30 protein-coding genes and 3 pseudogenes are annotated in these 26190 nt (G+C 65.7%); 17 read left to right on the plus strand and 16 right to left on the minus strand.

What is annotated here, in order from left to right; genetic code table 11:
- Positions 1–101: 101 nt before the first annotated feature.
- A complete protein-coding gene (locus ACWCO2_RS22915) occupies positions 102–713 on the minus strand; it encodes an AfsR/SARP family transcriptional regulator (protein ID WP_450129830.1) in 612 nt (203 codons plus the stop codon).
- A 644-nt stretch (positions 714–1357) separates the two neighbouring features.
- Between ACWCO2_RS22915 and ACWCO2_RS22920 the strand changes: the two genes are divergently transcribed.
- The 8 genes and pseudogenes from ACWCO2_RS22920 (at position 1358) to ACWCO2_RS22955 (ending at position 6956) form a co-directional block, all read left to right on the plus strand.
- Entirely contained in the window at positions 1358–1516 is a 159-nt protein-coding gene (locus ACWCO2_RS22920) for a hypothetical protein (protein ID WP_450129795.1), read from the plus strand.
- 58 nt (positions 1517–1574) lie between these two features.
- Entirely contained in the window at positions 1575–1739 is a 165-nt protein-coding gene (locus tag ACWCO2_RS22925; protein WP_450129796.1) for a hypothetical protein, read from the plus strand.
- A 186-nt stretch (positions 1740–1925) separates the two neighbouring features.
- Positions 1926–2591, plus strand: a complete 666-nt coding sequence (locus ACWCO2_RS22930) for a S8 family serine peptidase (protein ID WP_450129797.1) — start codon at positions 1926–1928, stop codon at positions 2589–2591.
- Between the two features lie 257 nt (positions 2592–2848).
- Positions 2849–3394 carry a cyanobactin maturation protease PatG family protein gene (locus ACWCO2_RS22935; protein ID WP_450129831.1) on the plus strand — a complete coding sequence of 182 codons (546 nt, stop codon included), beginning with the start codon at positions 2849–2851 and terminating at the stop codon, positions 3392–3394.
- A gap of 32 nt (positions 3395–3426) precedes the next feature.
- Positions 3427–3651: a hypothetical protein gene (locus ACWCO2_RS22940; protein WP_450129798.1), complete on the plus strand. Its 225-nt coding sequence runs from the start codon at positions 3427–3429 to the stop codon at positions 3649–3651.
- A gap of 230 nt (positions 3652–3881) precedes the next feature.
- A pseudogene (locus tag ACWCO2_RS22945) lies at positions 3882–4232 on the plus strand (S8 family serine peptidase); the annotation flags it as partial.
- The gene (locus tag ACWCO2_RS22950) at positions 4204–5592 is read left to right on the plus strand and encodes a cyanobactin maturation protease PatG family protein (protein WP_450129799.1); all 1389 of its coding nucleotides are present in this window, start codon (positions 4204–4206) and stop codon (positions 5590–5592) included. The pseudogene ACWCO2_RS22945 and the gene ACWCO2_RS22950, both read left to right, overlap by 29 nt.
- 47 nt (positions 5593–5639) lie before the next feature.
- Complete coding sequence (locus ACWCO2_RS22955; RefSeq protein WP_450129800.1) at positions 5640–6956, plus strand: hemopexin repeat-containing protein; 1317 nt, start codon at positions 5640–5642, stop codon at positions 6954–6956.
- Between the two features lie 19 nt (positions 6957–6975).
- On the opposite strand, the gene ACWCO2_RS22960 is transcribed toward ACWCO2_RS22955, so the two are convergent.
- Both ACWCO2_RS22960 and ACWCO2_RS22965 read right to left on the minus strand, forming a co-directional pair.
- Positions 6976–7842 (minus strand): cytochrome c biogenesis CcdA family protein, encoded by an 867-nt coding sequence (locus ACWCO2_RS22960; RefSeq protein WP_450129801.1) that lies wholly within the window; start codon positions 7840–7842, stop codon positions 6976–6978.
- On the minus strand, positions 7839–8546 hold the full coding sequence (locus ACWCO2_RS22965; protein ID WP_450129802.1) for a DsbA family protein: 708 nt from the start codon (positions 8544–8546) through the stop codon (positions 7839–7841). The genes ACWCO2_RS22960 and ACWCO2_RS22965 overlap by 4 nt, the downstream gene beginning before the upstream one ends.
- Before the next feature lie 504 nt (positions 8547–9050).
- Between ACWCO2_RS22965 and ACWCO2_RS22970 the strand changes: the two genes are divergently transcribed.
- The 6 genes from ACWCO2_RS22970 (at position 9051) to ACWCO2_RS22995 (ending at position 16085) form a co-directional block, all read left to right on the plus strand.
- On the plus strand, positions 9051–10115 hold the full coding sequence (locus ACWCO2_RS22970) for a LacI family DNA-binding transcriptional regulator (RefSeq protein ID WP_450129803.1): 1065 nt from the start codon (positions 9051–9053) through the stop codon (positions 10113–10115).
- Positions 10116–10178: 63 nt separating this feature from the next.
- A complete protein-coding gene (locus tag ACWCO2_RS22975; protein ID WP_450129804.1) occupies positions 10179–11483 on the plus strand; it encodes an MFS transporter in 1305 nt (434 codons plus the stop codon).
- A gap of 19 nt (positions 11484–11502) precedes the next feature.
- A complete protein-coding gene (locus ACWCO2_RS22980; RefSeq protein WP_450129805.1) occupies positions 11503–12276 on the plus strand; it encodes an SDR family oxidoreductase in 774 nt (257 codons plus the stop codon).
- 26 nt (positions 12277–12302) lie between these two features.
- On the plus strand, positions 12303–13235 hold the full coding sequence (locus tag ACWCO2_RS22985) for a 3-keto-5-aminohexanoate cleavage protein (RefSeq protein WP_450129806.1): 933 nt from the start codon (positions 12303–12305) through the stop codon (positions 13233–13235).
- A gap of 864 nt (positions 13236–14099) precedes the next feature.
- Complete coding sequence (locus ACWCO2_RS22990) at positions 14100–15743, plus strand: M6 family metalloprotease domain-containing protein (protein WP_450129807.1); 1644 nt, start codon at positions 14100–14102, stop codon at positions 15741–15743.
- Between the two features lie 36 nt (positions 15744–15779).
- Complete coding sequence (locus ACWCO2_RS22995; RefSeq protein ID WP_450129834.1) at positions 15780–16085, plus strand: hypothetical protein; 306 nt, start codon at positions 15780–15782, stop codon at positions 16083–16085.
- Here ACWCO2_RS22995 and ACWCO2_RS23000 read toward each other — a convergent pair.
- From ACWCO2_RS23000 to ACWCO2_RS23015, 4 genes are all read right to left on the minus strand, one after another.
- Positions 15991–16413, minus strand: coding sequence for an MBL fold metallo-hydrolase (locus tag ACWCO2_RS23000; protein WP_450129808.1), 423 nt, complete (start codon positions 16411–16413; stop codon positions 15991–15993). The two genes, ACWCO2_RS22995 and ACWCO2_RS23000, sit on opposite strands and share 95 nt — an antisense overlap.
- A 115-nt stretch (positions 16414–16528) precedes the next feature.
- Complete coding sequence (locus ACWCO2_RS23005; RefSeq protein ID WP_450129809.1) at positions 16529–17311, minus strand: amino acid ABC transporter ATP-binding protein; 783 nt, start codon at positions 17309–17311, stop codon at positions 16529–16531.
- Entirely contained in the window at positions 17308–17514 is a 207-nt protein-coding gene (locus ACWCO2_RS23010; protein WP_450129810.1) for a hypothetical protein, read from the minus strand. Before ACWCO2_RS23010 ends, ACWCO2_RS23005 begins: the two co-directional genes overlap by 4 nt.
- 223 nt (positions 17515–17737) lie before the next feature.
- Entirely contained in the window at positions 17738–18787 is a 1050-nt protein-coding gene (locus ACWCO2_RS23015) for an RNA-guided endonuclease InsQ/TnpB family protein (RefSeq protein ID WP_450129811.1), read from the minus strand.
- Between the two features lie 52 nt (positions 18788–18839).
- On the opposite strand from ACWCO2_RS23015, the pseudogene ACWCO2_RS23020 reads away from it, so the two are divergent.
- A pseudogene (locus tag ACWCO2_RS23020) lies at positions 18840–19010 on the plus strand (IS200/IS605 family transposase); the annotation flags it as partial.
- A 70-nt stretch (positions 19011–19080) separates the two neighbouring features.
- Here the strand turns inward: ACWCO2_RS23020 and ACWCO2_RS23025 are convergent.
- The 3 genes from ACWCO2_RS23025 to ACWCO2_RS23035 are packed head-to-tail and all read right to left on the minus strand — an operon-like array spanning position 19081 to position 20926.
- Positions 19081–20082, minus strand: a complete 1002-nt coding sequence (locus ACWCO2_RS23025; RefSeq protein ID WP_450129812.1) for a M56 family metallopeptidase — start codon at positions 20080–20082, stop codon at positions 19081–19083.
- Positions 20079–20438 carry a BlaI/MecI/CopY family transcriptional regulator gene (locus ACWCO2_RS23030; RefSeq protein WP_450129813.1) on the minus strand — a complete coding sequence of 120 codons (360 nt, stop codon included), beginning with the start codon at positions 20436–20438 and terminating at the stop codon, positions 20079–20081. The genes ACWCO2_RS23025 and ACWCO2_RS23030 overlap by 4 nt, the downstream gene beginning before the upstream one ends.
- A gap of 32 nt (positions 20439–20470) precedes the next feature.
- Positions 20471–20926 (minus strand): hypothetical protein, encoded by a 456-nt coding sequence (locus ACWCO2_RS23035; RefSeq protein WP_450129814.1) that lies wholly within the window; start codon positions 20924–20926, stop codon positions 20471–20473.
- A gap of 102 nt (positions 20927–21028) precedes the next feature.
- On the opposite strand from ACWCO2_RS23035, the gene ACWCO2_RS23040 reads away from it, so the two are divergent.
- Together ACWCO2_RS23040 and ACWCO2_RS23045 are read left to right on the plus strand one after the other, a co-directional pair.
- A complete protein-coding gene (locus tag ACWCO2_RS23040; protein ID WP_450129815.1) occupies positions 21029–21739 on the plus strand; it encodes a DsbA family protein in 711 nt (236 codons plus the stop codon).
- Positions 21736–22596, plus strand: coding sequence for a cytochrome c biogenesis CcdA family protein (locus ACWCO2_RS23045; protein ID WP_450129816.1), 861 nt, complete (start codon positions 21736–21738; stop codon positions 22594–22596). Before ACWCO2_RS23040 ends, ACWCO2_RS23045 begins: the two co-directional genes overlap by 4 nt.
- Before the next feature lie 176 nt (positions 22597–22772).
- Here the strand turns inward: ACWCO2_RS23045 and ACWCO2_RS23050 are convergent.
- The 6 genes and pseudogenes from ACWCO2_RS23050 to ACWCO2_RS23075 all read right to left on the minus strand — a co-directional run.
- Positions 22773–23027 (minus strand): annotated as a pseudogene (locus tag ACWCO2_RS23050) (alpha-hydroxy-acid oxidizing protein); the annotation flags it as partial.
- Between the two features lie 148 nt (positions 23028–23175).
- A complete protein-coding gene (locus tag ACWCO2_RS23055) occupies positions 23176–23748 on the minus strand; it encodes a hypothetical protein (protein ID WP_450129817.1) in 573 nt (190 codons plus the stop codon).
- A gap of 485 nt (positions 23749–24233) precedes the next feature.
- Positions 24234–24839 carry a suppressor of fused domain protein gene (locus ACWCO2_RS23060; RefSeq protein WP_450129818.1) on the minus strand — a complete coding sequence of 202 codons (606 nt, stop codon included), beginning with the start codon at positions 24837–24839 and terminating at the stop codon, positions 24234–24236.
- 100 nt (positions 24840–24939) lie between these two features.
- Positions 24940–25452, minus strand: coding sequence for a group II intron maturase-specific domain-containing protein (locus ACWCO2_RS23065; RefSeq protein WP_450129819.1), 513 nt, complete (start codon positions 25450–25452; stop codon positions 24940–24942).
- Positions 25338–25808, minus strand: coding sequence for a reverse transcriptase domain-containing protein (locus ACWCO2_RS23070; protein WP_450129820.1), 471 nt, complete (start codon positions 25806–25808; stop codon positions 25338–25340). Before ACWCO2_RS23070 ends, ACWCO2_RS23065 begins: the two co-directional genes overlap by 115 nt.
- Positions 25724–26185 (minus strand): hypothetical protein, encoded by a 462-nt coding sequence (locus ACWCO2_RS23075; protein ID WP_450129821.1) that lies wholly within the window; start codon positions 26183–26185, stop codon positions 25724–25726. The genes ACWCO2_RS23070 and ACWCO2_RS23075 overlap by 85 nt, the downstream gene beginning before the upstream one ends.
- Between the last annotated feature and the right edge of the window lie 5 nt (positions 26186–26190).

Here is a 26190-nt window from a genome sequence, read left to right on the forward strand (position 1 = left end):
CAACATGTCAACCGAACGCTCAGAGCACATTGTCCGTGCGGACGAGAGTGGTTTTCGGATCGTCGAGCGGGGCCGCTCGGAAAACCCATCGCATTCTCGGTTCACGGGCGTCGGGACGAGAAGAGTCCGCTGACCAGCCGGGTGATCCTCGGCGACGGTGAAAGGCCGAGTTCGCGCTGGAGCGAGGCGCGGTAACGGCGGTAGTGCGCTACGGCGTCGGCCGGGTTGCCTTCGGCTAGGTAGATCTCGATCACCACCCGATGCGCGGTTTCCCGCATCGATGCGATCGCGATGGCCGAGAGCGCAGCATGCATGGCCCCCAGAAAGTGCTCGTTGGCAAGGAGTTCGCGCGCGAAGGTCTCGAGTGTGTGCAACCGGACCTGATCCCACCGCTGGCGTTCCAGCACGAGCCAGTCATCGGTCCAGGCGGGCAGCAGTTCGCTCCCCAGCATCGCGATCAGCCGTTCCCGGTCGGAGTTGACCCGGTGTCCCTGGAACAAGGCCGACCTGACGTTGGCCAGGGCTCGGCGCAGCGAGTTGTCCGGCCACAACTCCTCGGCCACCCGAATCCGAGGCACCCGCACGTTGTTTCGCAGCGCGAGGAAGGCGATTAACCGCTCGGCACCACGCGGAAGCTTGATCCTCTCCCCGTGGACGGCCAACTCGAAGTCGCCGAGCAGCGTCACGTGCGCACCGTTGGGCGTCGGACCCATAGCCACCCCCAGAACCGTTCGGCGACTGCCGCTTGGCAGACCGCCACAATGTTGCCCGCACGGTTCCAAGATCGCTCAAGCCGACGTTCGAGCCACATCCTTCGTGTGTCGCCACAACGTCCGGTGCGCATCGGCGCGACGTTGCGTCACGAGGAAGCCTGTGCTGCGCGGTGTTCGTGGAAACCGGAGTCACCGGTCCAGCTGAAAGTGCTTGGGGCACGCCACAAGAACGCTTCCCGTACGCCCGAAGGCCCCTATCGAGACACGCTCACCAAACCGACGGCGGCACGCCCTGCGCCGGGTCGTAGCCGACTGATCACACTCAAGGCATCAAGGCCAGGCACGATACGGGTCAGACCACGACCCGGAACAAGGCCCCACCATCCTCACAGGCACGATAGGTGATCACGTGGGGTCCCGGTCCTATGAAGAATGATCTTGTGGTGAGACCTTCTTCTACCAGGACCCCACGCCCACATCGCCTTCAGGCCCCCAGCCCTCCCCATTCCACTGAGATCACCTCACTGGACTCGCACTACCGAGATCCGCGAGGAACTGGCCAGTGCGTTTCTTTCGCAACCACCGGGAAATCACCGGAGAAGTGCGTCAAATCTGTTCATCCATCAGATCTGGAGTGATGAACAATGTTGGAGGAACTCATCGAGGTGGTGTCGCCGCAGCTTTCCGCGCCGGTGACCAGAAAACCCGTCGACACCGTCGCCATCAGCGAGGACGGCATCAGCCAGTCGATCGTCAGCGTCGGTCCGCTCACCATCATGTTTGCCGGCGACGACGACGAATGATGTTGCTGGAGACGCAGTCCGCGTGCTCCTGCGCAATCGAAGAAAGGGGCGATGAACGATGCCGGAGGAACTCATCGAGGTGGTGTCACCGCAGCTTTCCGCGCCGGTGACCAGAAAACCGGTCGACACCGTCGCCATCAGCCAAGACGGAGTGAGCCGGTCGATGGTCGAATTTCCGGTCGACGGGCAAACCATCCCGTTTGCCGCTGACGACGACGAGTGATTCGACACGTGCCGGTCGGGCCCGCCTGGACCTGACCGGCACCGCTACGGACCCGGACACCGAACCGGCTGGCTGAGAACTGTTTTCGAACTCGTTGTGCGTGGTGGTGCGACCAGCGGAACCTCAGCGCCCGCCTGGTCTGCGGATGCCCGGACTTAATGCCACAGGCACTAAGGAGCGCTTCGGATGTGCGGACTGTCCGCCATTCCCGGACTAGCCGATCTGCGGAAGCAGACGATCGGCGACGAGCGCATTCAGGTAGCTGTGCTGGACGGCCCGGTCGACTTGAGCCACCCGGCGTTCGCCGACACCGAGATCCGGCAAGAGGCGCCGTTCGGTTCCGAAGACGGTGCCGGTAGTGCCAGCGAGGCGCACGGCACAGCGGTGGCAAGCGTGATCTTCGGCGGGCAGCACAGTGCGGTCCCTGGTATCGCCCCCCGGTGCCGTGGGCTTACCGTTCCCGTCTTCTCCGCAGGACAGCGGACGACCTCACAACTGGAACTGGCGAGGGCCGTCGAATTGGCCGTCGAAGCCGGCGCACAGCTGAGATCAAGACCGCGGGTGGAAAGACCACGATCACGAGTGGGCAGTTCGAATCCGGATACCTGGTCGATGTGCCGCCGAAACCGGATAAGGGCATCCGCGGCGGGAAGATCACCCAGGGAACGGTCGATTCCGGCGAGATCAAACCGGACGACCGGTACCCCGACCAGAAGATGCTCACGAATGCCACCATCCTCAATGCCAAGGTCAGCGGAGCGAAGGAATCCATCCAGCTCGCCGCCAACCCCTACGACCCGGAACAGATGCTCGCGCACCTGGTCAACAGACCGGATGAGGCCAAGGCGCTGATCTGGACCCTGAATGTCGAACTCACGCCGATCTACAGCTACGAACCGAGCGGCCCGTACGCGGCGGAGGTGTACGACGAGTTCATCTTGTTGCTGGCCGGCCAATTGACGGCGGAAGGGCACAACATCGCCAACGTGCTCAACGCGAACAAGAGGTTCGCAGGTCAACTTCCGAGAAAACCGGGTGGTTCGGGCGAAGTGACTCTCATCGAACGCGTCGCCTTGGCGGGTCGTCTCACCGGCCGCACGGACAAGTTGATGTCCGGCCAGGTCATACCCGTCGTGGGCACGGAGCAGCGCCGCGGTGTGCTCGGCTGGGACGTGGGCAGGCTGATCGACGAAGCCACGACCGCCGCACTCCGAACGCAGGAGGCGGAGAAGCCGACGGAGGACCAGGAGGCCGACATAACGGACGACGCAGCGAAGAAGACGGAGGAGGAGAAGGAGAAGAAAAAGAAGGAGGAGATCCACAACTTGCTGCGTGACTTCCTCAACCGGATTTACTACGACCTGCGCAATCTGGGTACGACGTCTCAGGACCGGGCGCTGAACGCGGCTGCCACCTACGCCTTTCAGTCGGCCACAGCGCTGTCCGAGGCCGTGCAGGAAGGGAAGTCGCTCGACACCATCGAGGTGGAGAAGAGCCCGTTCGGCCGCATGGACAGCGACAGCTGGGACATCAAGTTGCGCTTCTTCGACCCGAAGAACAACAAGGTGGCGAAGCGGGTCTGGCGCTACACCATCGATGTCAGCGACCTCGTACCAGTACCCGTGGGCGAGCCCCGCACCTGGCAAGAGGCGTGATGACAGCGCATCGGCGATGAAGGTGTTATCTCATGATCTTTCCGATCCAAGCCCCGCCGGTCCGCCGACCGGACCACGTGATCGATCCCATGGTGCTCTTCAGCGGCATCGACATCGATTACGAGAACCTGAGCGGCGATCAGCTCATGGTGATCCAGATGACCATCGCATTCGACGCGAACATCAACGACCCGCAGTGGTTCGCGACTCCCAGTGCGGAAGTGTTGAAAGTGTCCGCGTGGCCGGGCCGCCGCTGATGACTCGCGCGACCGCCGCGGGGACGGAGATCGAGGACATCCCCGGTGTTCGGGAACTCTGGCAGCACACGCTCGGCGATCCCGACGTCGTCATCGGGCTCGTGGAGGGTTTGCCCGACCTGGCGCATCCGTGCTTCGCCGGTTCCCGGCTGAGGATGCTCGAACCTGACTGGTTGCCCGCGGCGGAGGTGGAAGAACCGTACGTCGAGCACGCGACGTTCGTGACCAGCATGCTGTTCGGTCAGCACGACAGCCCGGTTCACGTCCTGGCGCCGCGGTGCCGGGGGCTCGTCGTCCCGGCGCTGCGCAGCGAGGCAACGGCGCTTGATCCGATGAGTGCGACCAGAGCGATCAACGCTCTCGTCAGCGCCGGCGCCGACATCATCCACTTCTCCGCCGCACACCCGACGCTTGCCGGTGACACCAACGACTTGTTCAAACGCGCGATCCGGCAAGCCGCTCAGGCCGGCGTGCTGCTGGTCGTTCCAGCTGGGAACAACTACAACGAGCACCGGAACATCCCGGCCGTGCTGCCGGAAGTGCTCGCTGTCGGTGCCTTCGACCGCGGCGGCACCATGTTCAAGTTCAGCAACTGGGGACCGCAATACCACGACCACGGCATCACCGCTCCCGGCGACATGCTGCGGGCCGCGTGGCCGGGGGGGAGGCACCGCAGTCCACAAGGGTACGAGCATCGCGGCGCCGATCGTCACCGGCGTGGCAGCACTGCTGGCGAGCCTGCGGCGGAAGCACGGCCTCGCGGCGAGCCCGCTCGCCGTGCGCGATGCGCTCGTCGGCAGCACGGTGCGGTGTGCACCCGAGCACGCCCACGGCGAGCCGGAACGCTGCCTGACCGGCCAGCTCGACATTCCTGCGGCGACCCGGCTCGTCCTTTCCCGCTGCTCGGCTGCCGATTCGGTGCGAACCAGCGCCGCCAACGGGATGGACCCCAACACCGACGCGGTGCGCCGCGCCGACAAGAGGAGCACCGCGACCGGCCGACGGCGCAGGCAACTCGTGTACGCACTGGGTGAGCTCGAATACGACTTCGACAGCGAAACCCGGAGGGACTGGTTCGCCGAGGCGATCCGGCGGCGCCTCGGTCTTGCGGTTTCCAACCCCTTCGACACCCGGCAGATGATCAGCTACCTCATGCTGGTGCCGGAGGCGGCGAAAGCCCTGACCTGGGTGCTCCACCACCTGGAAGACGGCCCCAGCTACGCGCTGCGGCCGGTCGGCCCGTATGCCAGCGAGATCTACGGGCAACTCGTCCTCCTGTTGAGGGCCCAGTCCAAGGCGGTCGCGGCACGACCGCTCGATGCGGAGGACCACCAACCGAGCAGCGGCGACGGGGAGGGTAAGGCGCAGTCGGCCGGAACCGGACCACCGACCAGGACCATTGAACGGGTCGCCGTACCCGGTCACCTGGTCCGCCGCACGGTCACGTTGCTCTCCGGCCAGATCGTGCCGGTCGTGCAGATCGCGTACAAACGTGCTCTGTGCGGCTGGAACGTGGATCATCTGATCAAAGTGGCCATCGACAAGGCCGGCCTGGACGACGTGACTGCACCTGGGGAACGGAAGCACCTCGAAACGTTGTTGCGCCAGTTCCTGGATCGGATCTACTTCGGCGCACGCAGCCTGGGACGCACCCCGGCAGACCGGGCGCTGAACTTCGCCGCCACGAACCCGATCCAGGCCGTGCGGGCGATGGCATCGTCGATGGCCGTCGGCATGACCCTCGAGTCCGTCGATGTCGAGAAGAGCCCCTACTGCCGCCTCGGCAGCGAGTGCTGGGAGATCAAGCTCCGGTGCATCGATCCCGACGACGACGACCGCGCGTTCAAGGTGTACCGCTACACGATCGATGTCAGCGATGTCCTCCCCGTCACGCTGGGCGATTTCAAGGCGTGGTGGGAGAGCCGCGCGGACGATGACTGATGCGGTGTCGCCGACCACCAGGGGCCGCAGCTGAGTGAGCACGACCAATGATCGAAACAGCGGACGATTCGCAGCTTTTGGGGGCAGTCATGACAAGTCTTCGAACAGCGATCACGCTTCCCAACAACAAGAGTTACCTTTTCTTCGACGACGACACGTATCACCGATACGACGCGGTATCCGGTGTCCGCGAGCAGACGAACCTCAGCGTTCCGGACAACTGGACCGGACTCGCCCACACGCCGGACGCGTTCTTCTGGTGGGGAGCGGGGAAAGCGTACGCATTCACCGGGGCCAATTACGTCCGGTACGACGTGCCGAGCGACCGCATCGATCCGGAATACCTTCCCCCGAATCCACCATTCGCCCTGGCCGGGAACTGGAAGGGGTTGCCCAGCGCATGGGCCAGCGGCATCGACACGGCCCTGAACCTCGGCAACGGCAAAGTCTATTTCTTCAAGAACGACCAGTACATCCGGTACGACGTCACGGCCGACTGCGTCGACGCCGGTTACCCGCTCTTCACAGCCGACCAATGGCACGGCATGTTCACCCGCGATCTCACGGCGGCTCTCTACTCGGGAGGCCGGTACGCATACATCTTCCGCGACGACAGGTACCAGCGATACGACCTGGACGCGGACGCGGTGGACAAGGAAGAAGCCCTGCCCCTGACCCTCGACCCGTCGCCACCGGGCGGAGTGGCACCAGCGCGGCTGATCACTCCAGACCAGGCGAACAGCCTCACCATCGATCTGATCACACGGGGAAAACTCGCGCTCAGAGGTGGCGCCACACCTGCGGTCGGTCAGCGGCTGATCGTCGAGCCGCCTGCCATCGATGGCATCAGGTACACCAACCAGATCAACCCGGCAGCAGGCTTCTTCGACAACGTCGACCAGCGAATGCTGATCGCGCTGTACCGGCTGACGAAGTGGATCAACTCCTCAACTCCGGACGTGACGGAGCTCCTCCACCTCGGCATCGGGCACGGATCGGGCCCTCCGAACGACTGCCACAACCAAGGGCGCGCGCTGGGCCTGTCCGGGATAGCAGGAACGCTCGATGGAGCCGCGTTCCGGAAATCGATCCGCACCAACTGGGGAGACCTACCGACTATTACGGGCAGCAACGTCCGGATCTCACCCAGCGTGGACGCGTTGGCGTTCCAGCTCTTCTCGACGGCCTTTCGGTATGCAACCTACGAATGCGAGGCCAACGGCATCGGAAGCGCCAACAGGTGGCCGATGCCAGATCTGGGCGGCAGCGGTTTCGTCATCTACCCGGACTACAGCGGCGATCCCGCCCTCAAACTGGCTCATCAGGACCACATCCACATGCAGGTGGGAAAGACGCGAGTCTGATCCGGACGGCAGGATTTGGTCAGCTCTCCTGTTCGCTCTTCGCGACCGTGGCGGATTCGGTGCGTTCCGCGCGGCGCACGCGCATGATCTTCCACAGCACCACGGCGAGCGCGACCGCTGCCAGCACCACCAGCACGGCGGCGTTCGAGACCACCGCGGAAACCTCGCTCAACCACTCCTGCACGGAGAACTGGCTATCCACATCGGACAATCCGCCGAGGTTCGCGGCGCCTTCGGTGAGCACGAACAGGATTCCGATGGCCACGAACACCAGACCGGAGATGATGTTCGTGGTGTGCAGGCGCAGCGGTCCGATGGCGACCTCGCGGCCGCGCACCCACGACCGCTCGCCGATCCGGAAGCGCTCCCAGAGCGCCGCCAGCAGGAACAGCGGGAAGGCCATGCCGAAGGCGAAGACGGCGAGCAGGATCGCCCCGTAGAGCACCTCTCCCCCGGCAGCCGAGACGGTGAGCACGCCGCCCAGCAGCGGACCGGCGCAGAACCCGGCCAGCCCGTAGACCAGGCCGAGCGCGTACACCGACAACCCGGAGGAGATCCGGATGCGCCCGGTCATCCGCTGCGCCGCGGAGATCCCGAAGCCCTTGCCGGAGATCTGCAGCAGCCCCAAGACGATCAGCACCAGCCCGCCGACCACGGTCACCTCGGTGCGGTACTCGGTCAGCAGGGCGCCAAACAGCCCGGCGGCGGCGCCGAGCGGGACCAGCGTGGTCACCAGCCCCAGGTAGAAGGCGGTGGTCCGGGTGACCAGCTTGCCGAGCCCGTCGAAGGCGTAGGCGAAGAAGGACGGCAGGAGCAGAGCCGAGCACGGACTCACCAGCGTGAGCAGCCCGCCGAGGAAGGCGCCGAGCAGTCCGATCTCGTTCATCGAGCCTCCGTCTTCGCCCGCTCGATGGTGTCGATGAACCGGTCCAGGGGTTGGGCACCGAGGACGGGGTTGCCGTTGATCAGGAACGCCGGAGTGGTCGGCACGCCGAGCTGGGAACCCTCCGCGGCATCCGCCTGGACGGCGGCCAGCGTGGCGGGGTTGTCCATGTCCGCCTCGAACCGCGGGATGTCGGTGACCCCGGCCTGCCCGGCGTAATCGACGAGCTTCTCGCGCGGCAGCTCCGGGTGTCCGCTCGGCGGGGCGTCGCGGTGGACAACGCCCATGAACTGCCAGAACTTGCCCTGGGCAGCCGCGGCACGCCCGGCCTTCGCGACGTCGAACGACTCCGCCCCGAAGATCGGGAAGTCCCGCCACTCGATGCGCAGGACACCGGTGTCGACGTAGCGCTTGACCAGTTCGGGCTCGAGATCCCGGGTGAACTTCGCGCAGAACGGGCACCGGTAGTCGGAATAGTCGATCAGGACGACCGGTGCATCCTGCCGGCCGAGCGCCATCGGATCACCGGGCGTCCGCCGCGCCATCGTGGCGAACGGGCTCTCCCGCGCCTTCCCAGGCTGCTCCGGCGCACTCTCGTTCGAACGGCCCATCGGAACGAGCAGGTAGACCAGGCCACCCACGATCGCGGCGGCGAGCACGCCCGCGATCACGTTCAGCCGTTTCCGCTGCGCACTTGCTTTGCCCACCAATGACCACTCCTTCGCACGCCAGGGCAAGCGCATCTACCGCGTCGCACAGTAGATCGAGGCTGGGTCAGCGCATTCCAACGACGCCCCGTATTCCCCACCTGGGAGGTAGGGTGCCCGCACAACGCCCATTCGAATCGGCGCAGTTCGCCCGGAGTGGTGAGCGCGATCAGGCGCTGTCGAGTTGGCGGCGTGTTCGAACCTGCACCGCAGGATCTGCGACCGGTGATGCATCAGCGGCTCCGCACGCTCTCCGCCACGTGCCGGCCGGCGCGCCGGCCGAAGAACGATCCCCCGCCGAGTTGAGACCCGCTGGCACAACCCTTGCTGTCCTGCGCGATGGCGAGGCGCACGCACCAGCCGCGTACAACCCGGGCACCGAGCTGCCATCAGGCGGATGGCTACGGGCCAGAACGTTGCGGACTTAATGTTGCTTAACGTTCAGCGGGCGCCTTAGGTTCACTGCGGTTTGGAGATCCGGATCATGCCAAGGGAGACTCGGCTGTGGAGATCGCGACTCGTCGCTCCGCACGCCAGCCGGGCACCGTCTCGGCGGCTGCGGTGGCTCGCGCCGCCGGGGTGTCCACGGCTGCCGTTTCCTACGTGATGAACGGAAAGGGCGGGGTGGCGCCGGAAACTCGCCGGCACATCCTCGCCGTCGCCGAGGAGCTCGGTTTTCGCCCGCCTAACCGGGGAGAACCGGTCGACCCGAACCGCACCCGCGTCATCGGGCTGGTGCAGCCCAACATCATCAATCCGACCTATCCGCGATTCGCGCAGAGCATCGTTTCCGCGGCCGCCGATGCCGGGTACGAGGTGTTCGTCGCGACCACCCAGGACGACCTCCAGACGTTGGGGAAGGTCTCCAGCAGCCTGGTGCACCGCAACGTCGACGGGGTCGTCCTGAGCGCCGCGTTCCGGGAGGACGCCACCGCGTTGCGGACGCTGCGCGCCGCCCGGATTCCGTACGTCTACCTGTCGCGGCGATCCCAGTTCCTGGAGGGCGATTTCGTCGGCATCGACGACGCCGCTGCGGCGACATCGCTGATGGAGCACATGCTCGGGCACGGTCACACCGAGATCGCCGTCGTGATCGGGCCGCGGTTCTCCTCGGCGTCCCTGGCCCGGGAGCAGGCCTTCGTGTCGACCGCCCGCGCGCACGGCGTCGACATCGGTGGTGACCGCAAGATCAGCACCGAGCTCAACAGCGACGGCGGCCGTCGTGCGGCGGAGCGCCTGTTCGCCAGCGACAACCCGCCGCGCGCCATCATGTGCGGCAGCGATGAGCTCGCGATCGGGATCCTGGAGTACGCCGTGGAGCACGGCATCCGGGTGCCCGAAGACGTCGCGGTGACCGGGCACGACGGCATTCCGCACAGCATGTCCGGGCTGATCGGGCTCACCACCGTGATGCAGCCGCACGAGGAGATGGGCCGGGAGGCCTTCGGAATGCTGCTCAAACGCATGGCGAACCCGTCGAACAGCTACCAGTCGTTGGTGTGCGCGCACCGCCTGCACATCGGCCGGACGTGCGGTTGCGCACCGGCCGCCGAGAAGTCCCGCCGCTGACGCGAATTCCCGAACAACCAACCCGATTCTCCGACTAGCCGGAACTGAACCGAAGGTCACGCCATGCCGAAAAACGCGCCGGAATCGGTGATGCGCTCGCCGGGCGAGCTCAACAGAGTCCTCTTCCGCAAGCTGCTCCCGCTGCTCATCGGGGCCTACGTCATCAGCTTCCTGGACCGGACCAACATCGGCATCGCCAAGGAACACCTGCAGGTGGACCTGGGAATTTCGGCGACCGCCTACGGGATCGGCGCGGGGCTGTTCTTCATCACCTACGCGCTGGCGGAGATCCCGTCGAACCTGATCCTGCACCGGGTCGGGGCGCGGTTCTGGATCACCCGGATCATGATCACCTGGGGTCTGATCTCTGCCGGGATGGCCTTCGTGCAGGGCGAGTGGTTGTTCTACATCATGCGGCTGCTGCTCGGTGCGGCCGAGGCGGGCCTGTTCCCGGGCGTCATGTACTTCCTGACGCAGTGGTTCACCCGCGCCGACCGCGCCAGGGCCAACGGCCTGTTCCTGCTCGGGGTGTCCGCGGCCAGCATCATCGGCCCGCCACTGGGCGGCCTGCTGCTCGAACTCGGCGGCGTCGGCGGCATGCACGGCTGGCAGTGGATGTTCCTGATCGAGGGCATCCCGGCCTGCTTCTTCGCCATCGTGGTGTGGAAGAAGCTGCCCGACCGGCCGGACAAGGCGAAGTTCCTGACCGCGGCCGAGGCTGAGGACCTGCAGCGCCGCATCGCCGCCGAGGACGAGGCGGGTGCCGAGGCGTCCGGCACGCACAGCATGCGCCAGGTGTGGCGGGACAAGCAGATCCTGCTGGTGGTCGCGGTCTACCTGTCGCAGCAGATCGCGGTGTACGCGCTGTCGTACTTCCTGCCGTCGATCATCGGCACCTACGGCGAGCTGTCCTCGCTGCAGATCGGGTTGCTGACCTCGGTCCCGTGGATCTTCGCCGGGCTGGGCGCATTCCTGGTGCCGCGGTTGGCCACCAGCGGCCGCAGCTCCCGCAAGCTGGTCAACATCACGATGGGCGGGATCTGCGTCGGCTTCGCGCTGGGCGCGGTCGCCGGCCCGGTCGTCGGGCTCATCGGGTTCTGCCTCGGCGCGTTCTCGTTCTTCGCGATGCAGCCGATCCTTTTCACGTTCCCTGCGTCCCGGTTGAGCGGGGCGACGCTGGCCGGTGGCATCGCGTTCGTCAACACCATCGGGCTGTTCGGCGGATTCCTCGGCCCGTACGTGATGGGTGCGATGGAGGATTTCACCGGCAGCAAGCTGTCAGGCCTGTGGTTCGTGGTCGGCGTGTGCGCCATCGGCACCGCGCTGTCGTTCTTCCTCAAGTATGGCGACACCGAAAAGCGTTCGTGACAAAGGAGTTCCAGGAAGGGTGCGAGAAGTGGATTTCTCGGGAAAGCGGGTGCTCGTCACCGCCGGCGCGAACGGCATCGGACTGGCGATCGCCAGCCGGTTCGCCGGGCTGGGGGCCCGCGTGCTCGTCACCGACATCAACGAGGACGCCGTCCGGGCGGCCGAAGCACAGGGGCTTGCGGCCCGGATATCGGACGCTTCGAGCGAAGCGCAGGTCGAGGAGCTGATGGAGGCCGTGCGCGCTGAGCTCGGCGGCCTGGACGTCCTGGTCAACAACGCGGGCATCGCCGGTCCGACCGGGCCGGTAGAGACCCTGGAAAGCGCAGCGTGGGCGCAGACCTTCGAGGTCAACGTGCACAGCCAGTTCTACTGCGTCAAGCACGGACTGCCGCTGCTGCGAGAATCGTCCGGGGCGTCCATCGTGAACCTGTCCTCGGCCGCCGGTCGGCTCGGCATGGCCGGGCGCAGTGCGTACTCGGCGTCGAAGTGGGCGGTGGTGGGCTTCACCAAGACCCTGGCGATCGAGCTCGGCCCGGAGGGGATCCGGGCGAACGCGATCTGCCCCGGCGCGGTCGACGGCCCCCGCATCCGCGCGGTCATCGAGGCGAAGGCCGAGATGCTGGGCAAGCCGGTGGCGGAGATCGCGGCCATCTACCAGGACCAGTCGTCGATGCGCCGGCTGGTCACCGCCGACGACATCGCGGACATGGCCGCGTTCCTGGCGAGCCCGATGGCCCGCAACGTCAACGGTCAGGCGATGGCGGTCGACGGCAACACCGAGAAGCTGTACTGACGATCCACTGTGGAGGTTTGACCCGGATGGCTACCAATCGCAAGGTCATCATCACGTGCGCGGTGACGGGCGCGATCCACACCCCGTCGATGTCGGAACACCTGCCGGTCTCCCCCACCGAGATCGCCGAAGCGGCACTGGGCGCGGCCGAAGCGGGCGCGGCGATCGTCCACATGCACGCCCGCGATCCCGAGGACGGCAGGCCGTCGCAGGATCCCGCCCACTTCGAACCGATCCTGGCGCAGTTGAAGGCCCACACGGAAGCGGTTGTCAACATCACCACCGGCGGCTCGCCGCACATGACGGTCCAGGAGCGGATGCGGCCCGCCGCGGAGTTCAAACCCGAGCTGGCGTCGCTGAACATGGGCTCGATGAACTTCGGCCTGTACCCGATGCTGGACCGATTCAAGGAGTTCCGGCACGACTGGGAGCGCGAGGCCCTGGAGAAGAGCCGGGACCTGGTCTTCAAGAACACCTTCGCCGACATCGAGGCGATCCTGGCGATCGGCGCGGAGAACGACACCCGGTTCGAGTTCGAGTGCTACGACATCTCGCACCTCAACAACCTCGCGCACTTCGCTTCGAGAGGCCTGGTGCAGGGCCCGCTGTTCGTGCAGTCGGTGTTCGGCCTGCTGGGCGGGATCGGCGGGCACCCCGAGGACCTGATGCACATGCGCCGCACGGCCGACCGCCTCCTCGGCGACTCCTACCAGTGGTCGATCCTGGGCGCCGGCCGCAACCAGATCCCGTTGGCCACCATCGGCGCAGCCCAGGGCTCCCACGTCCGCGTCGGCCTGGAGGACTCGCTCTGGATCGGCCCGGGCGAACTGGCCAAGACCAACGCCGACCAGGTAACCCGCATCCGAACGGTCCTGGAAGCCCTGAACCTGGAGGTCGCCACCCCCGACGAAGCCCGCGAAATGCTCCAGCTCAAGGGCAAGGACAAGGTCGGCTTCTAGCGTGCCCTGTGAGCCGGAGCCAACCCCAGGCTCCGGCTCACGGCGTTGAGAGGGACATCAGGTCCTGGCCGACGATGACCTTTCCGGAGACGAGCACGACCGCGATCACGTTCAGCCGTTTCCGCTGCGCACTTGCATTTGCCCACCAATGACCGCTCCTTCGCACGCCAGGGCAAGCGCATCTACCACATCGCAGTGGATCGAGGCTGGGTCAGCGAATTTCAACAACGCCCCGTGTTCCCCACCCGGCCCTCGAACGAGTGACGAACATACATCCGCTGTCGAGCGTGGCGTGGAATACATGGAATACGCTCAGGTGCACACATTGAGCAATTGAGCACAGCCCGGATACGAAGAGTACTCGTGTAGCCCTTTCACATAATTATTTGTTTTCTCACAGTCGGGACCTTCGCCCCTATCGTTGATAATCGCGTGTGCTTCAACATGGAGTCGCAGCTGCCCAGGGGAGCATCATTACGCTGCCTTCTATTCGGAGGCAAAAGATGGGGTGATTTGACCACGGGGCCGCGGACCTGCCTACGTATACCCCAACCGTTCGACTCCTTCCCCACAATCGGCAGCACTGCCGCAAGACCTGCCGAGATGAGACTAGTCGACCTCAATCAATTTTCCACGCACAACCTCACTCGATAAGCCAGATGCACCTCCATTGAGGTGATCTCAGCAAGATCGTGAGGCGTGTGCTGGGTCGAGCAGGGCACTGGGGTGCCGACCGAGCCAGGTAGGCGAAGAGACCCTGGCAAGACTGGATCTCCCACGAGATCACCTGGTGCATTTTTTCCACCTGAAGTGCGCCGCTGGCCAATAAGAATCCATCGACCATCAAATTCTGGAGGAACCGTCATGGCTGATCGTCCTACCACCCGGGGTGCCGCCACAGCTGTCTGGTCGGATTTCTGCGCCGTCAGCCCCAGCCCGGAACTGCGCGAGCGGCTGGGGCAGGAGATGCAGCGGCTCCGCGGCGAAGCAGGCCTGATAAGTCAGTTCTCGCCGAGTGGTGCTCCACGCCTGCTCGGATTCGACGACGGCACCATCATCCCTCCCGATGAGTTCCCGGTCGGAACACCGAGCGCGACCATTAGCGCCGCTGCCGCATCACGCGCGCCGCTGACCGGCGTGGTGCGTGTCGCGGTCGTGCTGGCGGACTTCCCGGACAAGCAGATGACCGAGACCAAGGAGCACTTCGAGAAGCTGTTCTTCTCGATCGGTGAGCTTCCGAGCGGCAGCGTGCGGGACTACTACCGGGAAGTGACGCACGGTCTGGTGGACATCGTGGGCGAGGTCATCGGGCCCGTCCAACTGCCGCAGAAGCTCTCCTGGTACGCCAACAACAACTTCGGGATCGGCCGGCCGTCCGGGCAGGCCCGGGCCAACCTCATGGCTCGGGATGCCGCCGTGACCGCAGATCCTCTCATCAACTACGCGCCGTACGACAACGACGGAAACGGGATCGTCGACGCCTTCGTCCTCGTGCATTGCGGACAGGGCGGTGAAGTCACGGGCGACCCCGGCAACATCTGGTCGCACAAGTGGGTGCTCCCCACCGCGTACAACGCGGACGGCGCGAGGATCTTCCCGTACCTGACCATCCCGGAGGACGCCAAGATCGGTGTGTGCGCCCATGAGCTCGGGCATCTGCTGTTCGGCTTCCCCGACCTGTACGACACCGACAACACCTCGGAGGGAATCGGCAACTGGTGCCTGATGGCCGGCGGTTCGTGGGGCGGCGGCGGTGACGTTCCGACGCACCCATCCGCCTGGTGCAAGCTCCGGCAGGGCTGGGCCAAGGAAGTCACTGTCACCAATGACGGGACATTGGCCATCCCGGACGTGAAGAACAGCTTCGAGGTGCACCGGCTATGGACGGACGGTCTCCAGGGGCACGAGTACTTCCTGGTCGAGAACCGGCAACGCACCGGGTACGACGTCTCGTTGCCCGCCTCCGGCATGCTGATCTGGCACGTCGACGACAGCCAGCCGGACAACACGAACGAGAGCCACTACATGGTGGGCCTGGTCCAGGCCGACGACCAGCGGGATCTGGAATGGGCGGCGAACCGCGGCGACGCCGGCGACCCCTATCCCGGAAACACGGGGAACACCGCGTTCAACGCGGACAGCAAGCCCAGTTCGCAGTCGTACGCCGGAGTCCCGACCGGGGTTTCCATCACCGACATCTCCGCGCCCGGAGCCACGATGACCGCCACCGTCTCGGTGACGGCACCGAGCGCCGTCCGCGCCCCGCTCCGCGCGGCTCGTCGCCCCGAGGCGGAAGCCGCCCCGCGGCTGGTCGGGACGATCCACGACATCCAGGAACGTCTGGCCGTTCTGGAGAAAGCGGTGGAAAGCTATTCCATGGCGGGCGCGGAGGCGTTCCTCGAACGCATGCAACCCGAGCTCAGCGCCGCGGCAGCCGGGCAGAAGCCGACTCCGAGGCCGTACGGAGCCCACGGCACAAACCGGTTCGACATCCCACCGCATCAGTGATCACCTGATCAGTGAGGGAAAGGACATCCGAGTCACATGGTGCAGGCCATCGAGAACCTTACCGCTTTGACCACGCGGCTGGTCGAAACAGGCCCACATCCGCGACTGGTGGGTTGGGACCGGGCGGTTGTGGACGTACTCGACGCCGAGCCGGTAGCCGGTTACGCGGACCTGTTGTCCAGGAATGTGGGGCACCGTCTGGAACTCGCCGTGCCCGGCGAGCTGATGGAGGACGCGGTGCCGGGTATCACCATGCACCTGAGGGCGAAGCTGGCCGGAGGTGAGGCGATGGCCGAGCGCCGGCCAGCTCCCGGTGACTTCGTGATCGACCCATCGCAATGATCCACCGGAGCGTCTCGGACTCCGGATCGCGGCGGTCAGAGGGGGGGTCGCTCGGTACGAAGTGGCTCAGCACGAGGGTCTGGACTCCGGCGCTCTCGGCGAGGGCGCCGACTTCCGAGACGGAGGTGTGCGAGTCGAGCAGGTGCTGGCGCAGCCGCACACCATTGGTGCGGGCGAGCAGCGGTTCGATGCTCGGGACGTGCATGACCTCGTGGACGAGGACGTCAGCACCGGTAGCGAGCTCGATGAGTTGCTGGCAGGGGGCGGTATCACCGGAGATGACGATCGAGCGGTCCTCGGTGTCGATCCGGTACGCCAACGCGTCCATCGGCGGGGTGGTGAACCCTACGGTTGCGCTTCGGCGTCGCTCGGGCCGCCGGCCGTTCCCAGCAGGACGAGCTCGGTGCTGTGCAATGTGAACCCCTCGTCGTCTGATTCGGTTGCTAGCGAACGTGTTTGAGGAACTCCTTCACCCGCGGGTGGCGGGGCGATTCCAGGACTTGGTTCGACGGGCCGGTTTCGACGATCTCACCGCCGTCGAGCACTGCGGTCAGGTGTGCGACATCCCGCGCGAAGCCGATCTCGTGGGTGACCACGACCATGGTCATGCCGTCGGCGGCGAGATCGCGCATCACCGCGAGTACCTCCCCCACCAACGCCGGGTCGAGCGCTGAGGTGGGTTCGTCGAACAGCATCAGCTTCGGCTCGGTGGCCAGGAGGGCACGCGCGATGGCCACCCGCTGCTGCTGCCCACCGGACAGCGCGCTCGGGTAGACGTCGATCTTGTCCCGCAGGCCGACGCGTTCGAGCAGTTCGAGCGCCCGCTGCCGGGCAGCGGACTTGCTGAGCTTGCGCAGCGTCGTCGGGGCGAGCGCGATGTTCTGCGCGACCGTCAAGTGCGGGAACAGGTTGAACTGCTGGAAGCCCATGCCGATGCGTTGTCGTTGGCGGACGATCCGCCGTCCCGGCAACTCCTGCAGCACGCCGTTGCGTTCGGCGTGACCGATCAATTCGCCGTCGAGGCGGATCCGGCCGCCGTCCACCGGTTCCAAGTGGTTGATGCAGCGCAGGAAGGTGCTCTTGCCGGAGCCGGAGGGCCCCAGCAGGCACATAACCTTGCCTCTCGGTACGGCCAGGGACACTCCATTGAGGACGGCGAGTTCGCCGAACCGCTTGTGCAGGTCGATCGCCTCGAGCATGGGGGCTTCGGCGCATTCTGGGCTCATGAGTGCACCTTTCGCGCGCTACGCGCCAGCCGTCGTTCCAGGATCGTTTGCGCGATGGTCGCCAGACCGGTGATGAGCAGGTACCACAGCGATGCGATGACCAGCAGTTCCAGGATGCGCAGATTCGACGCGGCGATGTTCTGCGCCTCGGTGAGCAGATCTCCCCCGGCGATGACCGAGACCAGCGACGTCATCTTCAGCATCTTGACTGCTCCCCCGCCTTCAGGTGGGGGGAGTTTTCGTCCCGCCGACCTTCGGCGTAGTGGGGATTCCTGGCTCAGGCAGCCTGACCAGGCTGCGCCTGGCCAGGACTTCCACCATCAACACCAGCCGGGCACAGACCAGCCCGGACCAGCATCACGCGCGCGGAGTTCTTATCCCTCGGGGAGTGGGCTCCGCACGCGGTGCAGGTATAGGTTCGTTCTCCTAGCGGCAGCGGTGCTTGGCTCTCACACCGCACTGCGCGCAGTCCATCGTCGTGTGCTTCGGGTCCACCAGCCGCAGGTCGCGGCCATGCTTGCGCGCTTGCTCGATCAACGCGGTTTTGGTGGCGCCGATCGCCGCGTCGGCGGCTTTGCGGGCCATCGTGGTCTTGGCGAGGAACTTCGGGCGGAAATCCTCCACCGCTAGGACATCGTGGTCGCGGACCATGCGTTTGGCCCACTTGCGGCCGGTGTCCTGACGCTGCCGAGCGACTTTCTTCGACAGCTTCGCCGCCTGCCGCTGCGCCTTGCGGTAGCCCTTGGTCTGCGGCTTGTTCTTCGGGCGTGCCCGACGGGCCATCTGACGCTGATAGTGCGCAAGCTTCTTCGCGGCGTTCTTACCGTGCTGCGCGTGCGGCAGGTCGTGATCGGCACTGGTGGTGGTCGCGGTCTCGGTCACGCCCCAGTCGACACCGATCACCTTGCCGGTTTCCGGGAGCGGTTCGACCTCGGTCGCGACGACGAACGAGCAGTACCAGTGACCGAGGTTGTCCTGATAGACGCGCACCGACGACGGTTCGGCCGGTAGGTCTCGCGACCACACGACAGTCAGCGTGATGTCCCCAGCCAGGTGCAGGCGCCCGTCTTTGATGCGGAAACCACGCTTGGTGTAGTTCAAGCTCGGCACGGAGCCGCGTTTCTTCTTCGGTGTGGGCATCCCGGCGCGCTGCCTGATCGGCAGACGGGCCTTGATGTCCTTCAACGCTTTCGCGCGAGACTTGGCGAAGTCGTGGATGATCTGCTGCTGCGGAACCGACGCGCCCTCGCGCAGCCACGAGTTGTGCGCGCGGGCGTCGGTCAGCATCTTGTCCAGCACCGCCGGACCACACGTCTCACCGTCCCGGTAGGCCTTGCGGGACCGCGCGACGCATTCATTCCAGACCCACCGACACCGCCCCCATTCGCCGGCGAGGGCCTTCTCAGCGGTTTTCGGCACGCGCAAGCGATACATGTACCGGGCACTGCCGGTGCCCATCACCTGCGCTGTCATCATCCCGATCATTGAAGCATTTGGTTGATGAACACAAACGAGGGATTCCGCACTGATCAAGGGCGTGTCATCACGGATGCTCCGCAAGGAGTTCGAGGATCTGCGGTTCGCCTACGGGAAAGACACACGACCGTGGTCCGGCTCGTACTTCGCCAGGTCGGTCGGAGGCGCCCCGATCTCGGTCGTGCGTCACTACATCGAGCAGCAGACCCGGCCAGTTGTGTAGGTCACCACTGGGCACGATGGGCGGAGAGTTGACACGCTTCCTCCTCACCCTGAACGGCGAGGCATCCGCGCTACGTTCTTCCGGTGATGCTCGGGCGTCCGCTGCAGATCGGTGTCGGGTCCGCGGTGGCGCACGGGAGGAGGACTGCTGCCGCTGTGACGAGCGCGATCACCGGTAGGGCGAGAGCTGCGGTGATGCGCCAGGAGGCCGAGCGGACTGGCGCTCGGGGTTGGACGAGGCGCTTCACCCGCTCCGGGACGCCGGAGCCGACCGCAGCGAGAGCGGCTTTCGGTATGCGGGCGGTGGATTTCCGGTTGCTCGTGGCCATCACTGCCAGGGCGTGGGCCACCACTCGGTTTCCGTGTCGGCGACCCGCTTGGTCGTCGGCGATCCACTCGACGAGACGGGCGACCTCCTGCGACGCCGCCGTCAGCAGTGGCACGAAGGGAAAAGCCCGCGCGAGGATCGCTGCCCAGCCCGACACGAGGTGGTGCTTCCCGCGCAGGTGGGCGATCTCGTGCGCGAGAACGGCGTCTCGTTCGGCGGGTAGCAGCCGACGGAGTGCGCCCGTGGTGAGCACCACGGTGGAGTCCTGCCCGGGAACGCAGTACGCAGCGAGCTGTTCGGCTTCCACCACGGCGACTCGGACTCCATTGTGGACCGCCGTGTCCGAGGTCGACCGCAGGGTCTGCCGGTGCAGCTTGCGGTGTCGACGGGTCTGACGGGCGTGGCGTGCGGCGACGGCGAGGAGTCTCGCCATCACCACGGCCGAGCCGAGCAGCGCGATGGCCGCGGGCACGTCGGCGAGGCTGTGCACTCCGATGATCGTCAGCAGTGCACGCAGGCAGGCGTGCAGCAGTCCGGCGAGGCCCAGGCCGCCCGAGAGTTGTGCCATCGCAGCGAGACCGGCGCTGATGACCGACACGACCCAGGAGGTGGCCAGCGCGGTCCAGAGGACGAGCCCGAGTCGGGGTGCTGCGGATTGCCAACGTCGACAGGATCGCATCAGACGGGGTCCCCATGCCGCCAACGCTGCGGTGTAGACGAACAGGCCGATGAGCAGCGGCGTCATCGGTCCTCCGCCGTTTCACCGAGCAGTTCCCGCAGCATCGCGGCTTCCTCGCCGGTGATCTCGTCGACGAACTTGAGGAACGTCGCGCGCGGGCTATTGCTGGCCGCGAGCGCTTCGCGCATCAGCAGCGCGGCGTGCTCGCTGGCCTGCAGGCGGGGGCGGTAGAACCAGACCCTGCCGACCCGGTCGCGGTAGACCCACTGCTTGCGGTGGAGATTCTCCAGCACGGTGGCCACCGTGGTGTAGGCCAGACCGCGGTCGCGGAGGCCGTCCAGCACCTTCCGCACGCTCATCGGATCCGCTGCTTCCCACAGCAGGTTCATCACGGCCGACTCGAGCGGCCCCAGGCTGCGCATCGGAGTTCTCCCTTCCGATCCGGCAGGGTAGGTCATGCGCTTCCTGCCGCGGGCAGTCGGCAGCCTCGCGCCGAACGCAGTCGGGCGCGCAACGCGAACCCCAGCAGCACGAGCGAGCCGACCGCCAGCACCGGCTGCAGCGGACCGAACCAGGTGACCGCCCCGCTGGTGCCCAGCGCGAGCACGACAAGCTTGTTGCAGGTGGGGCAGCCGACGGCGAGGAACGACAGCACGGCGCCGACGACGGTGCGGCGCTGAGTCCGGATGCGCTCCGCTGCGAGCTGCTCACCGGGCGCGAGGTAGCTCGCCGCCAGCAGTCCGGAGAGGCCCGCGGAGACGATCCACACCGGATAGCTCCACCACGGCGCCTCGATCATCCGCGTGAACAGCGGATTGGGGATGAGGCCGGTCACGGCGCCGGTCACCAGCGCGATTCCTACCGTGACGAGAGCGGCGACCAGCCAGTGCCGCGCTGCCCAATCCCGCATCAGGCCCTCCGTCCCACTCCCCGGGGCGCCCGGAACGCACCGATGCGACAACTCTACTATGCGGGATAAGACGTCTACTAATTTCGATAGGAGAGATGGGGCGTGAAGACTTCGAAGGGCTCGCCAGCGTTCCGATGGGGGTTCGCGGTGCTGCTCGTGGCCGTCGTCGCCGCACTGGCATGGGGCGCGTTCGGCGGCAAACCCTCTCCCGAGTCGGCCCAGCAACCCGCCACGCCCCAGCAGAACGACATCGCCGAGGTGCTGAAAACCCTGCAGCGGCGTCAGCCCGACGACCCGTTCGCGATGGGCCGCGCCGACGCACCGGTGGTAATGATCAAGTACGAGGACTTCCGCTGCTCGTTCTGCTCGAAGTTCACCGCCGACATCGAGCCTGAGCTGATCAAGCGGTACGTCGACACCGGGGTGCTGCGCATCGAATGGCGCGACTTCCCCATCTTCGGCGACGAATCCGTGGAGGTCGCCAAGGCCGCCCGCGCCGCCGCCCGCCAGGACCGGTTCTGGCAGTTCCACAACGCCGCCTACGCGCGCGGCAACGGTGAGGAGAAGCCGTCCTTCCCGGACGAGACCATCCAGCAGGTGGCCCGGGAAGCAGGTGTGCCGGACCTGGCGAAGTTCAACGCCGACCGCAACGATCCCGAGATCCTGCAGGCGATCCAGCTCGACGCGGCCGAAGGACAGGCGCTCGGCGTATCCAGCACCCCGTCGTTCATCGTCAACGGGCAAGCCGTTCTCGGTGCCCAGCCGCTGGACCAGTTCGTCGCGGTGATCGAGGAGGAACGGGCGAAGGCATGACGATCGGCTACTTCGGCGCGTTCCTCGGCGGGGTGCTTTCGCTGCTGAGCCCATGCTCGGCACTGCTCGTACCCGCGTTCTTCGCCTACGCCTTCGCCGACCGGGTGCGCCTGCTGCTGCGCACCGGCATCTTCTACCTCGGCCTGGCCACCACCCTGGTGCCGATGGGCGTGGCCGCCGGCTCGATCGGTGCGGTGTTCAACGCACATCGCGACCTCGTCGTGCTGATCGGCGGATCGATCATGATCGCGCTGGGCGCGGCCCAGATCTTCGGGCTCGGCTTCGGCTCCACCGCCGCGCAGCGGCTCAGCGGGCGGATCAAGATCTCCTCTGCGCTGTCGGTGTACCTGCTGGGCACGGTGTACGGGCTGGCCGGATTCTGCGCCGGTCCGCTGCTCGGCAGCGTGCTGACGATGGCCATGACCGGATCCAGTCCCTTCTACGGCGGGCTGCTGCTGGCCATCTACGCGCTGGGGATGGCCGTGCCGCTGTTCCTGATCGCGGCCCTGTGGGATCGCTTCGACCTCGGGCAGCGGCGGTGGTTGCGCGGACGCGAGCTCGCGCTCGGCCCGCTTCGCGTGCACAGCACCACGCTGATCTCCGGCCTCGTCTTCATCGCGCTCGGTGTGCTGTTCCTCGCCACCGACGGCACCGGATCCTTCGGCGGCCTCGTCAGCATCGACACCCAGTTCGCCGTCCAGGCCTGGGTGCAGCACGCCTCGGCGCTCGTGTCCGACCAGCTGGTGCTGGTCGTGGTTCTGGCGGTGGTACTTCCGGTCGCGCTGGTCATCGCCCGGCGGGCGGGACGCGGAAAGGACGACGCCGCTCCCCAGCACGATGACCAGCACCAGTCGTGAACTCCACCGGCGTCACGCCTTGGTTGTTTCGCGAGCCGGTTGAGGCTCGTTTGAGTATCCGCGCGAACGGCCGCTCGACCTTGGCTGCAGCAGGCGCGCGATCGTGCTGCCGACCAGGAGATGCGGATTCACCGTTCCCGCCGTTGAACTTCGTTGCCGGCAAAGAAATCGCCGAATTACGTGATGCGCTGGAGCGCTTCGGGTACGAGGTCGGCGAGGGTCGGGTAGCCGTCGACCGCCATGATCAGGTCGGCCTCGGCCAGGCGCGAGCGCAGAACGTGGACGACTCCGTCGGTCCCGCCCAGGGCGAGGCCGTAGGCGTACGGGCGTCCGACACCGACGGCGGTGGCCCCCAGCGCGATCGCCTTGACGATGTCAGCGCCGCTGCGAACGCCGGAATCGAAGAGCACCGGAATGCCATCCGTGGTCGCCGCCGGACATGGTGCTGATATGCGTGTCCCTGGCCAAGGACCTGCGCAGCGATGAACTGATCCACCGCCGAAAACGAGCCGAGCAGGTCCTCTCGAAACTCGCCGACGAAGAGCCCGGGCAGGACGGAACTCCCCCGCGCTGACGCCGTCAAGACGTCGATTCGGTCCGATGCCAAGCGCCCCAAGCGAGTTGGGCGAACGGAATGATCACCAGCAGGTCGACGAGGTAGGCAACCCATTTGAGGCGGAGAACTCGCCCCAGCGGAAACGCAATAGATGCAAGGCAGATCAACGCGGCTACCCACCACGGCGACATCCGGGTCCGGAAGAGAATGATGCCGAACACCAGCAGGGACAACGGAAAGGTCGGCCCCGGCAGCCACAGCACCAGAAGGCTCTGCGGCGGGTAGTCGCCGAGCCGCGCCAAAGCCACCTGATCGTGCAACCCGAATACGCCTTCGAAGAAACCCTGCAACCCGAACGCGATGCTGCCGAACATCCCGATCAACAACAGCAACAACCAAAGCCCGGCGACCAAGGGAATCCGTTCGCGCAACCGTTCGTACTGCCCGATCAGCCCGTAAACCCAGGGCACCATGGACAGCGCGATCAGCATCCCACCGTTCACGCTGTAATGACCATCAACCCAGAAGAAAGGCGAAGCAGCGAAGATGACCGGACCGAGTAAGAGCCCCACCGCCTGCAACCGCTGCACCACCATCGGCGGAGGTTAAAACCCCCACCAACCCCCCGCAACAACACCTGTCACAGCCTCACCCACCCAAGATCACAGGAGCAGCCAGCTCCCCCAATAGGACAGCCTTCCTACGAAGATCCACGACTCGCCACGGTAGAGGCACCCCCAACCCAACCAATTGACTGCTCAACCAAAGAAGCAAATCCGCTCATAACACCCGCACTTCTGCGATACACATCAATCCAGGCGAAATGTCCGACTCAGCAGAAGGGACTGTTTCGCGAGCGGTGTTTTCGGCCTGACGCGCCAGGCTGGGGTCCGGCGGGATGGTCACTGCCGGGTAGCCCGGGGGGAATCTCACCCCCAGGTCCCCACAGATCCGGACGTAAACCTCTCGATTTATCCAGCTCGTGCCGCTCAGGTGTCAGGTCGTATACGACAGTGCCCAGTGCGCGAACACACGCGAGGGCCCCGTCCTTCAAGTTGCTCTCTTGGCGGAGACCTATTTCTTACAGGGGCTTCGCTTGGTTACGTTGCTGTTCAGCGAGCGGTAGTGGCATCTCTTCGCGGAACGGGTCGCGCAGATCCGGTTGACGACGAACGAGCTCATCTTCGAACTTCTCCCAACCCGCATGACGGACGTAATCTGCTTCCCTGCTGGAGATGGGAACAATCCAGCAGATCACCACCTCCACTCCGCCTTCGATTCGCACGGTAGAAAACTCGTCGTCGTAATACACGGGCAAGGTAACGTAGAACGCCTCAAGTGTGCTGCCGGGCAGGATAGGGGTACGGGGGCCAAGGACATCACCACGAAGCAGTGCCTCGTCCTCCATGATGAGCTCAAGTCCGATCTGCTGCAGGATTCCCGGGTAGGGGCCGTCGGTGAATTCTTCCTTGACCGAGATGAACAGTTCTTGGTGGATGACACGACCAGAGACGCGGGAGATGAGGTCAGTCTGGCTCAGGCCCACCGTAGCGTAGCTATCGGTCCCGGGAACCGGTCCGCTACCAAGGCAGGCCACCTTGAAAGGCATCGGACGCCCGTTCTCGTTATAACTCCACCCATATTTGATGGCGCCGAGGCGGCTCTCCAAATGCTCAACAAGTTCCATAATTCCTCCACTGCCGGGTAGCCCGGGGGAATCTTACCCCCAGACCCCCACAGATCCGGACGTAAACCTCTCGATTTATCCGGCTCGTGCCGCTCAGGTGTCAGGTCGTATACGACAGTGCCCAGTGCGCGAACAGGCCCGGTTGCCGTTTCCGGACGCCTTGGAGCCATGCCCGTGCGCGGGGTTCACTGCGTTTGAGTCGTTTGTACTTCCACCTCGCCCAGCGCATCAGATGGCGATCGACGCGCTTACCGATCGGGGTCACCGCGCTCGGGTAGAACGCGGTGAAGTAGTTCAACCAGCCCCGTAGGACCGGGTTGACCTCTTCTGCGAGGTCAGCCAGGTTACCAGTCGTGCGTCGATGCAGCCGCCAGGATGCGACCTTGCGGCTCATGTCGGCCAGTTTCTCCGGGGCCACGGCGGGCAGGAACCCTGTCCGGCGCCTGCCGTTGACGAAGGTCTCCCGGGGACGGAACGCGTACCCGCAGAACGTGAACGTCACCTGGTCGAAGTCCAGGCGGCGCCGGTCGTCCTTGCAGTACACGATCCGCGTCTTGTCGGGATGCAACTGCAACCCGATGTCGGCGAACCGGCAACCGATCGCCTCGCGCACTGGTGCGCTTGACGTTCGGTCACGCAGTGGACCACCACATCGTCCGCGAACCGCTCGAACCGCAGGGTCGGGAACTCCCGGGCCATCCACGTGTCGAAGCCGTAGTGCAGGAAGACGTTGGCGATCAACGGAGAAATCGGCCCGCCCTGGGGAGTCCCCTTCGTCCGGTGGGCCGGGCTCCCGTCGGGCATCAGCATCGGTGCTCGCAGCCAGCGCCGCACGTACAGCATGACCCACGGTTGGGTCGCGTGCCGCTCGACCGCCTTGCACATCAGCTCCCACGGCACGGAGTCGAAGAAGGCTTTGACATCCAGGTCAACGACCCAGTCCTTCTCGAAACACCGTTGCCGGCACACCCGTATACCGCGTGCGCCGGGGACCGGCCGGGACGATAGCCGTAGGAGTCGTCGTGGAACACCTTCTCCACTTCTGGCTCCAACAGCAGCACCGCCGCGGTCTGCGCCACCCGGTCGATCACGTTGGGTATGCCCAAGACCCTGGTTCCGCCCTTCTTCGGGATCTCCACCGCACGGACCGGACCGGGAAAATAGCTGCCCGACGACATGCGATTCCACAGCCGGTACAGGTTGTTCTTCACGTCCTGCTCGAACTGCTCGATCGTCACCCCGTCGGCCCCGGCCGCTCCACCGTTTCCTTTCACCTTCAACCACGCAGCCCAGATCAGCTGCTTGGGGATGTCGAACGACTTGCCTTGCACCCCTGGCTGACTCACGCGGT

It is taken from the genome of Saccharopolyspora sp. NPDC002376, from assembly GCF_053593195.1.

Bases quoted from the DNA above. Each gene is read 5' to 3' on its own strand.
- ACWCO2_RS22915 (WP_450129830.1), bottom strand. From the start codon at position 713: ATGGGTCCGACGCCCAACGGTGCGCACGTGACGCTGCTCGGCGACTTC.
- ACWCO2_RS22920 (WP_450129795.1), top strand. From the start codon at position 1,358: ATGTTGGAGGAACTCATCGAGGTGGTGTCGCCGCAGCTTTCCGCGCCG.
- ACWCO2_RS22925 (WP_450129796.1), top strand. From the start codon at position 1,575: ATGCCGGAGGAACTCATCGAGGTGGTGTCACCGCAGCTTTCCGCGCCG.
- ACWCO2_RS22930 (WP_450129797.1), top strand. From the start codon at position 1,926: ATGTGCGGACTGTCCGCCATTCCCGGACTAGCCGATCTGCGGAAGCAG.
- ACWCO2_RS22935 (WP_450129831.1), top strand. From the start codon at position 2,849: ATGTCCGGCCAGGTCATACCCGTCGTGGGCACGGAGCAGCGCCGCGGT.
- ACWCO2_RS22940 (WP_450129798.1), top strand. From the start codon at position 3,427: ATGATCTTTCCGATCCAAGCCCCGCCGGTCCGCCGACCGGACCACGTG.
- ACWCO2_RS22955 (WP_450129800.1), top strand. From the start codon at position 5,640: ATGATCGAAACAGCGGACGATTCGCAGCTTTTGGGGGCAGTCATGACA.
- ACWCO2_RS22960 (WP_450129801.1), bottom strand. From the start codon at position 7,842: ATGAACGAGATCGGACTGCTCGGCGCCTTCCTCGGCGGGCTGCTCACG.
- ACWCO2_RS22975 (WP_450129804.1), top strand. From the start codon at position 10,179: ATGCCGAAAAACGCGCCGGAATCGGTGATGCGCTCGCCGGGCGAGCTC.
- ACWCO2_RS22985 (WP_450129806.1), top strand. From the start codon at position 12,303: ATGGCTACCAATCGCAAGGTCATCATCACGTGCGCGGTGACGGGCGCG.
- ACWCO2_RS22990 (WP_450129807.1), top strand. From the start codon at position 14,100: ATGGCTGATCGTCCTACCACCCGGGGTGCCGCCACAGCTGTCTGGTCG.
- ACWCO2_RS22995 (WP_450129834.1), top strand. From the start codon at position 15,780: ATGGTGCAGGCCATCGAGAACCTTACCGCTTTGACCACGCGGCTGGTC.
- ACWCO2_RS23000 (WP_450129808.1), bottom strand. From the start codon at position 16,413: ATGGACGCGTTGGCGTACCGGATCGACACCGAGGACCGCTCGATCGTC.
- ACWCO2_RS23005 (WP_450129809.1), bottom strand. From the start codon at position 17,311: ATGAGCCCAGAATGCGCCGAAGCCCCCATGCTCGAGGCGATCGACCTG.
- ACWCO2_RS23010 (WP_450129810.1), bottom strand. From the start codon at position 17,514: ATGCTGAAGATGACGTCGCTGGTCTCGGTCATCGCCGGGGGAGATCTG.
- ACWCO2_RS23015 (WP_450129811.1), bottom strand. From the start codon at position 18,787: ATGATGACAGCGCAGGTGATGGGCACCGGCAGTGCCCGGTACATGTAT.
- ACWCO2_RS23025 (WP_450129812.1), bottom strand. From the start codon at position 20,082: ATGACGCCGCTGCTCATCGGCCTGTTCGTCTACACCGCAGCGTTGGCG.
- ACWCO2_RS23030 (WP_450129813.1), bottom strand. From the start codon at position 20,438: ATGCGCAGCCTGGGGCCGCTCGAGTCGGCCGTGATGAACCTGCTGTGG.
- ACWCO2_RS23035 (WP_450129814.1), bottom strand. From the start codon at position 20,926: ATGCGGGATTGGGCAGCGCGGCACTGGCTGGTCGCCGCTCTCGTCACG.
- ACWCO2_RS23045 (WP_450129816.1), top strand. From the start codon at position 21,736: ATGACGATCGGCTACTTCGGCGCGTTCCTCGGCGGGGTGCTTTCGCTG.
- ACWCO2_RS23055 (WP_450129817.1), bottom strand. From the start codon at position 23,748: ATGGTGGTGCAGCGGTTGCAGGCGGTGGGGCTCTTACTCGGTCCGGTC.
- ACWCO2_RS23060 (WP_450129818.1), bottom strand. From the start codon at position 24,839: ATGGAACTTGTTGAGCATTTGGAGAGCCGCCTCGGCGCCATCAAATAT.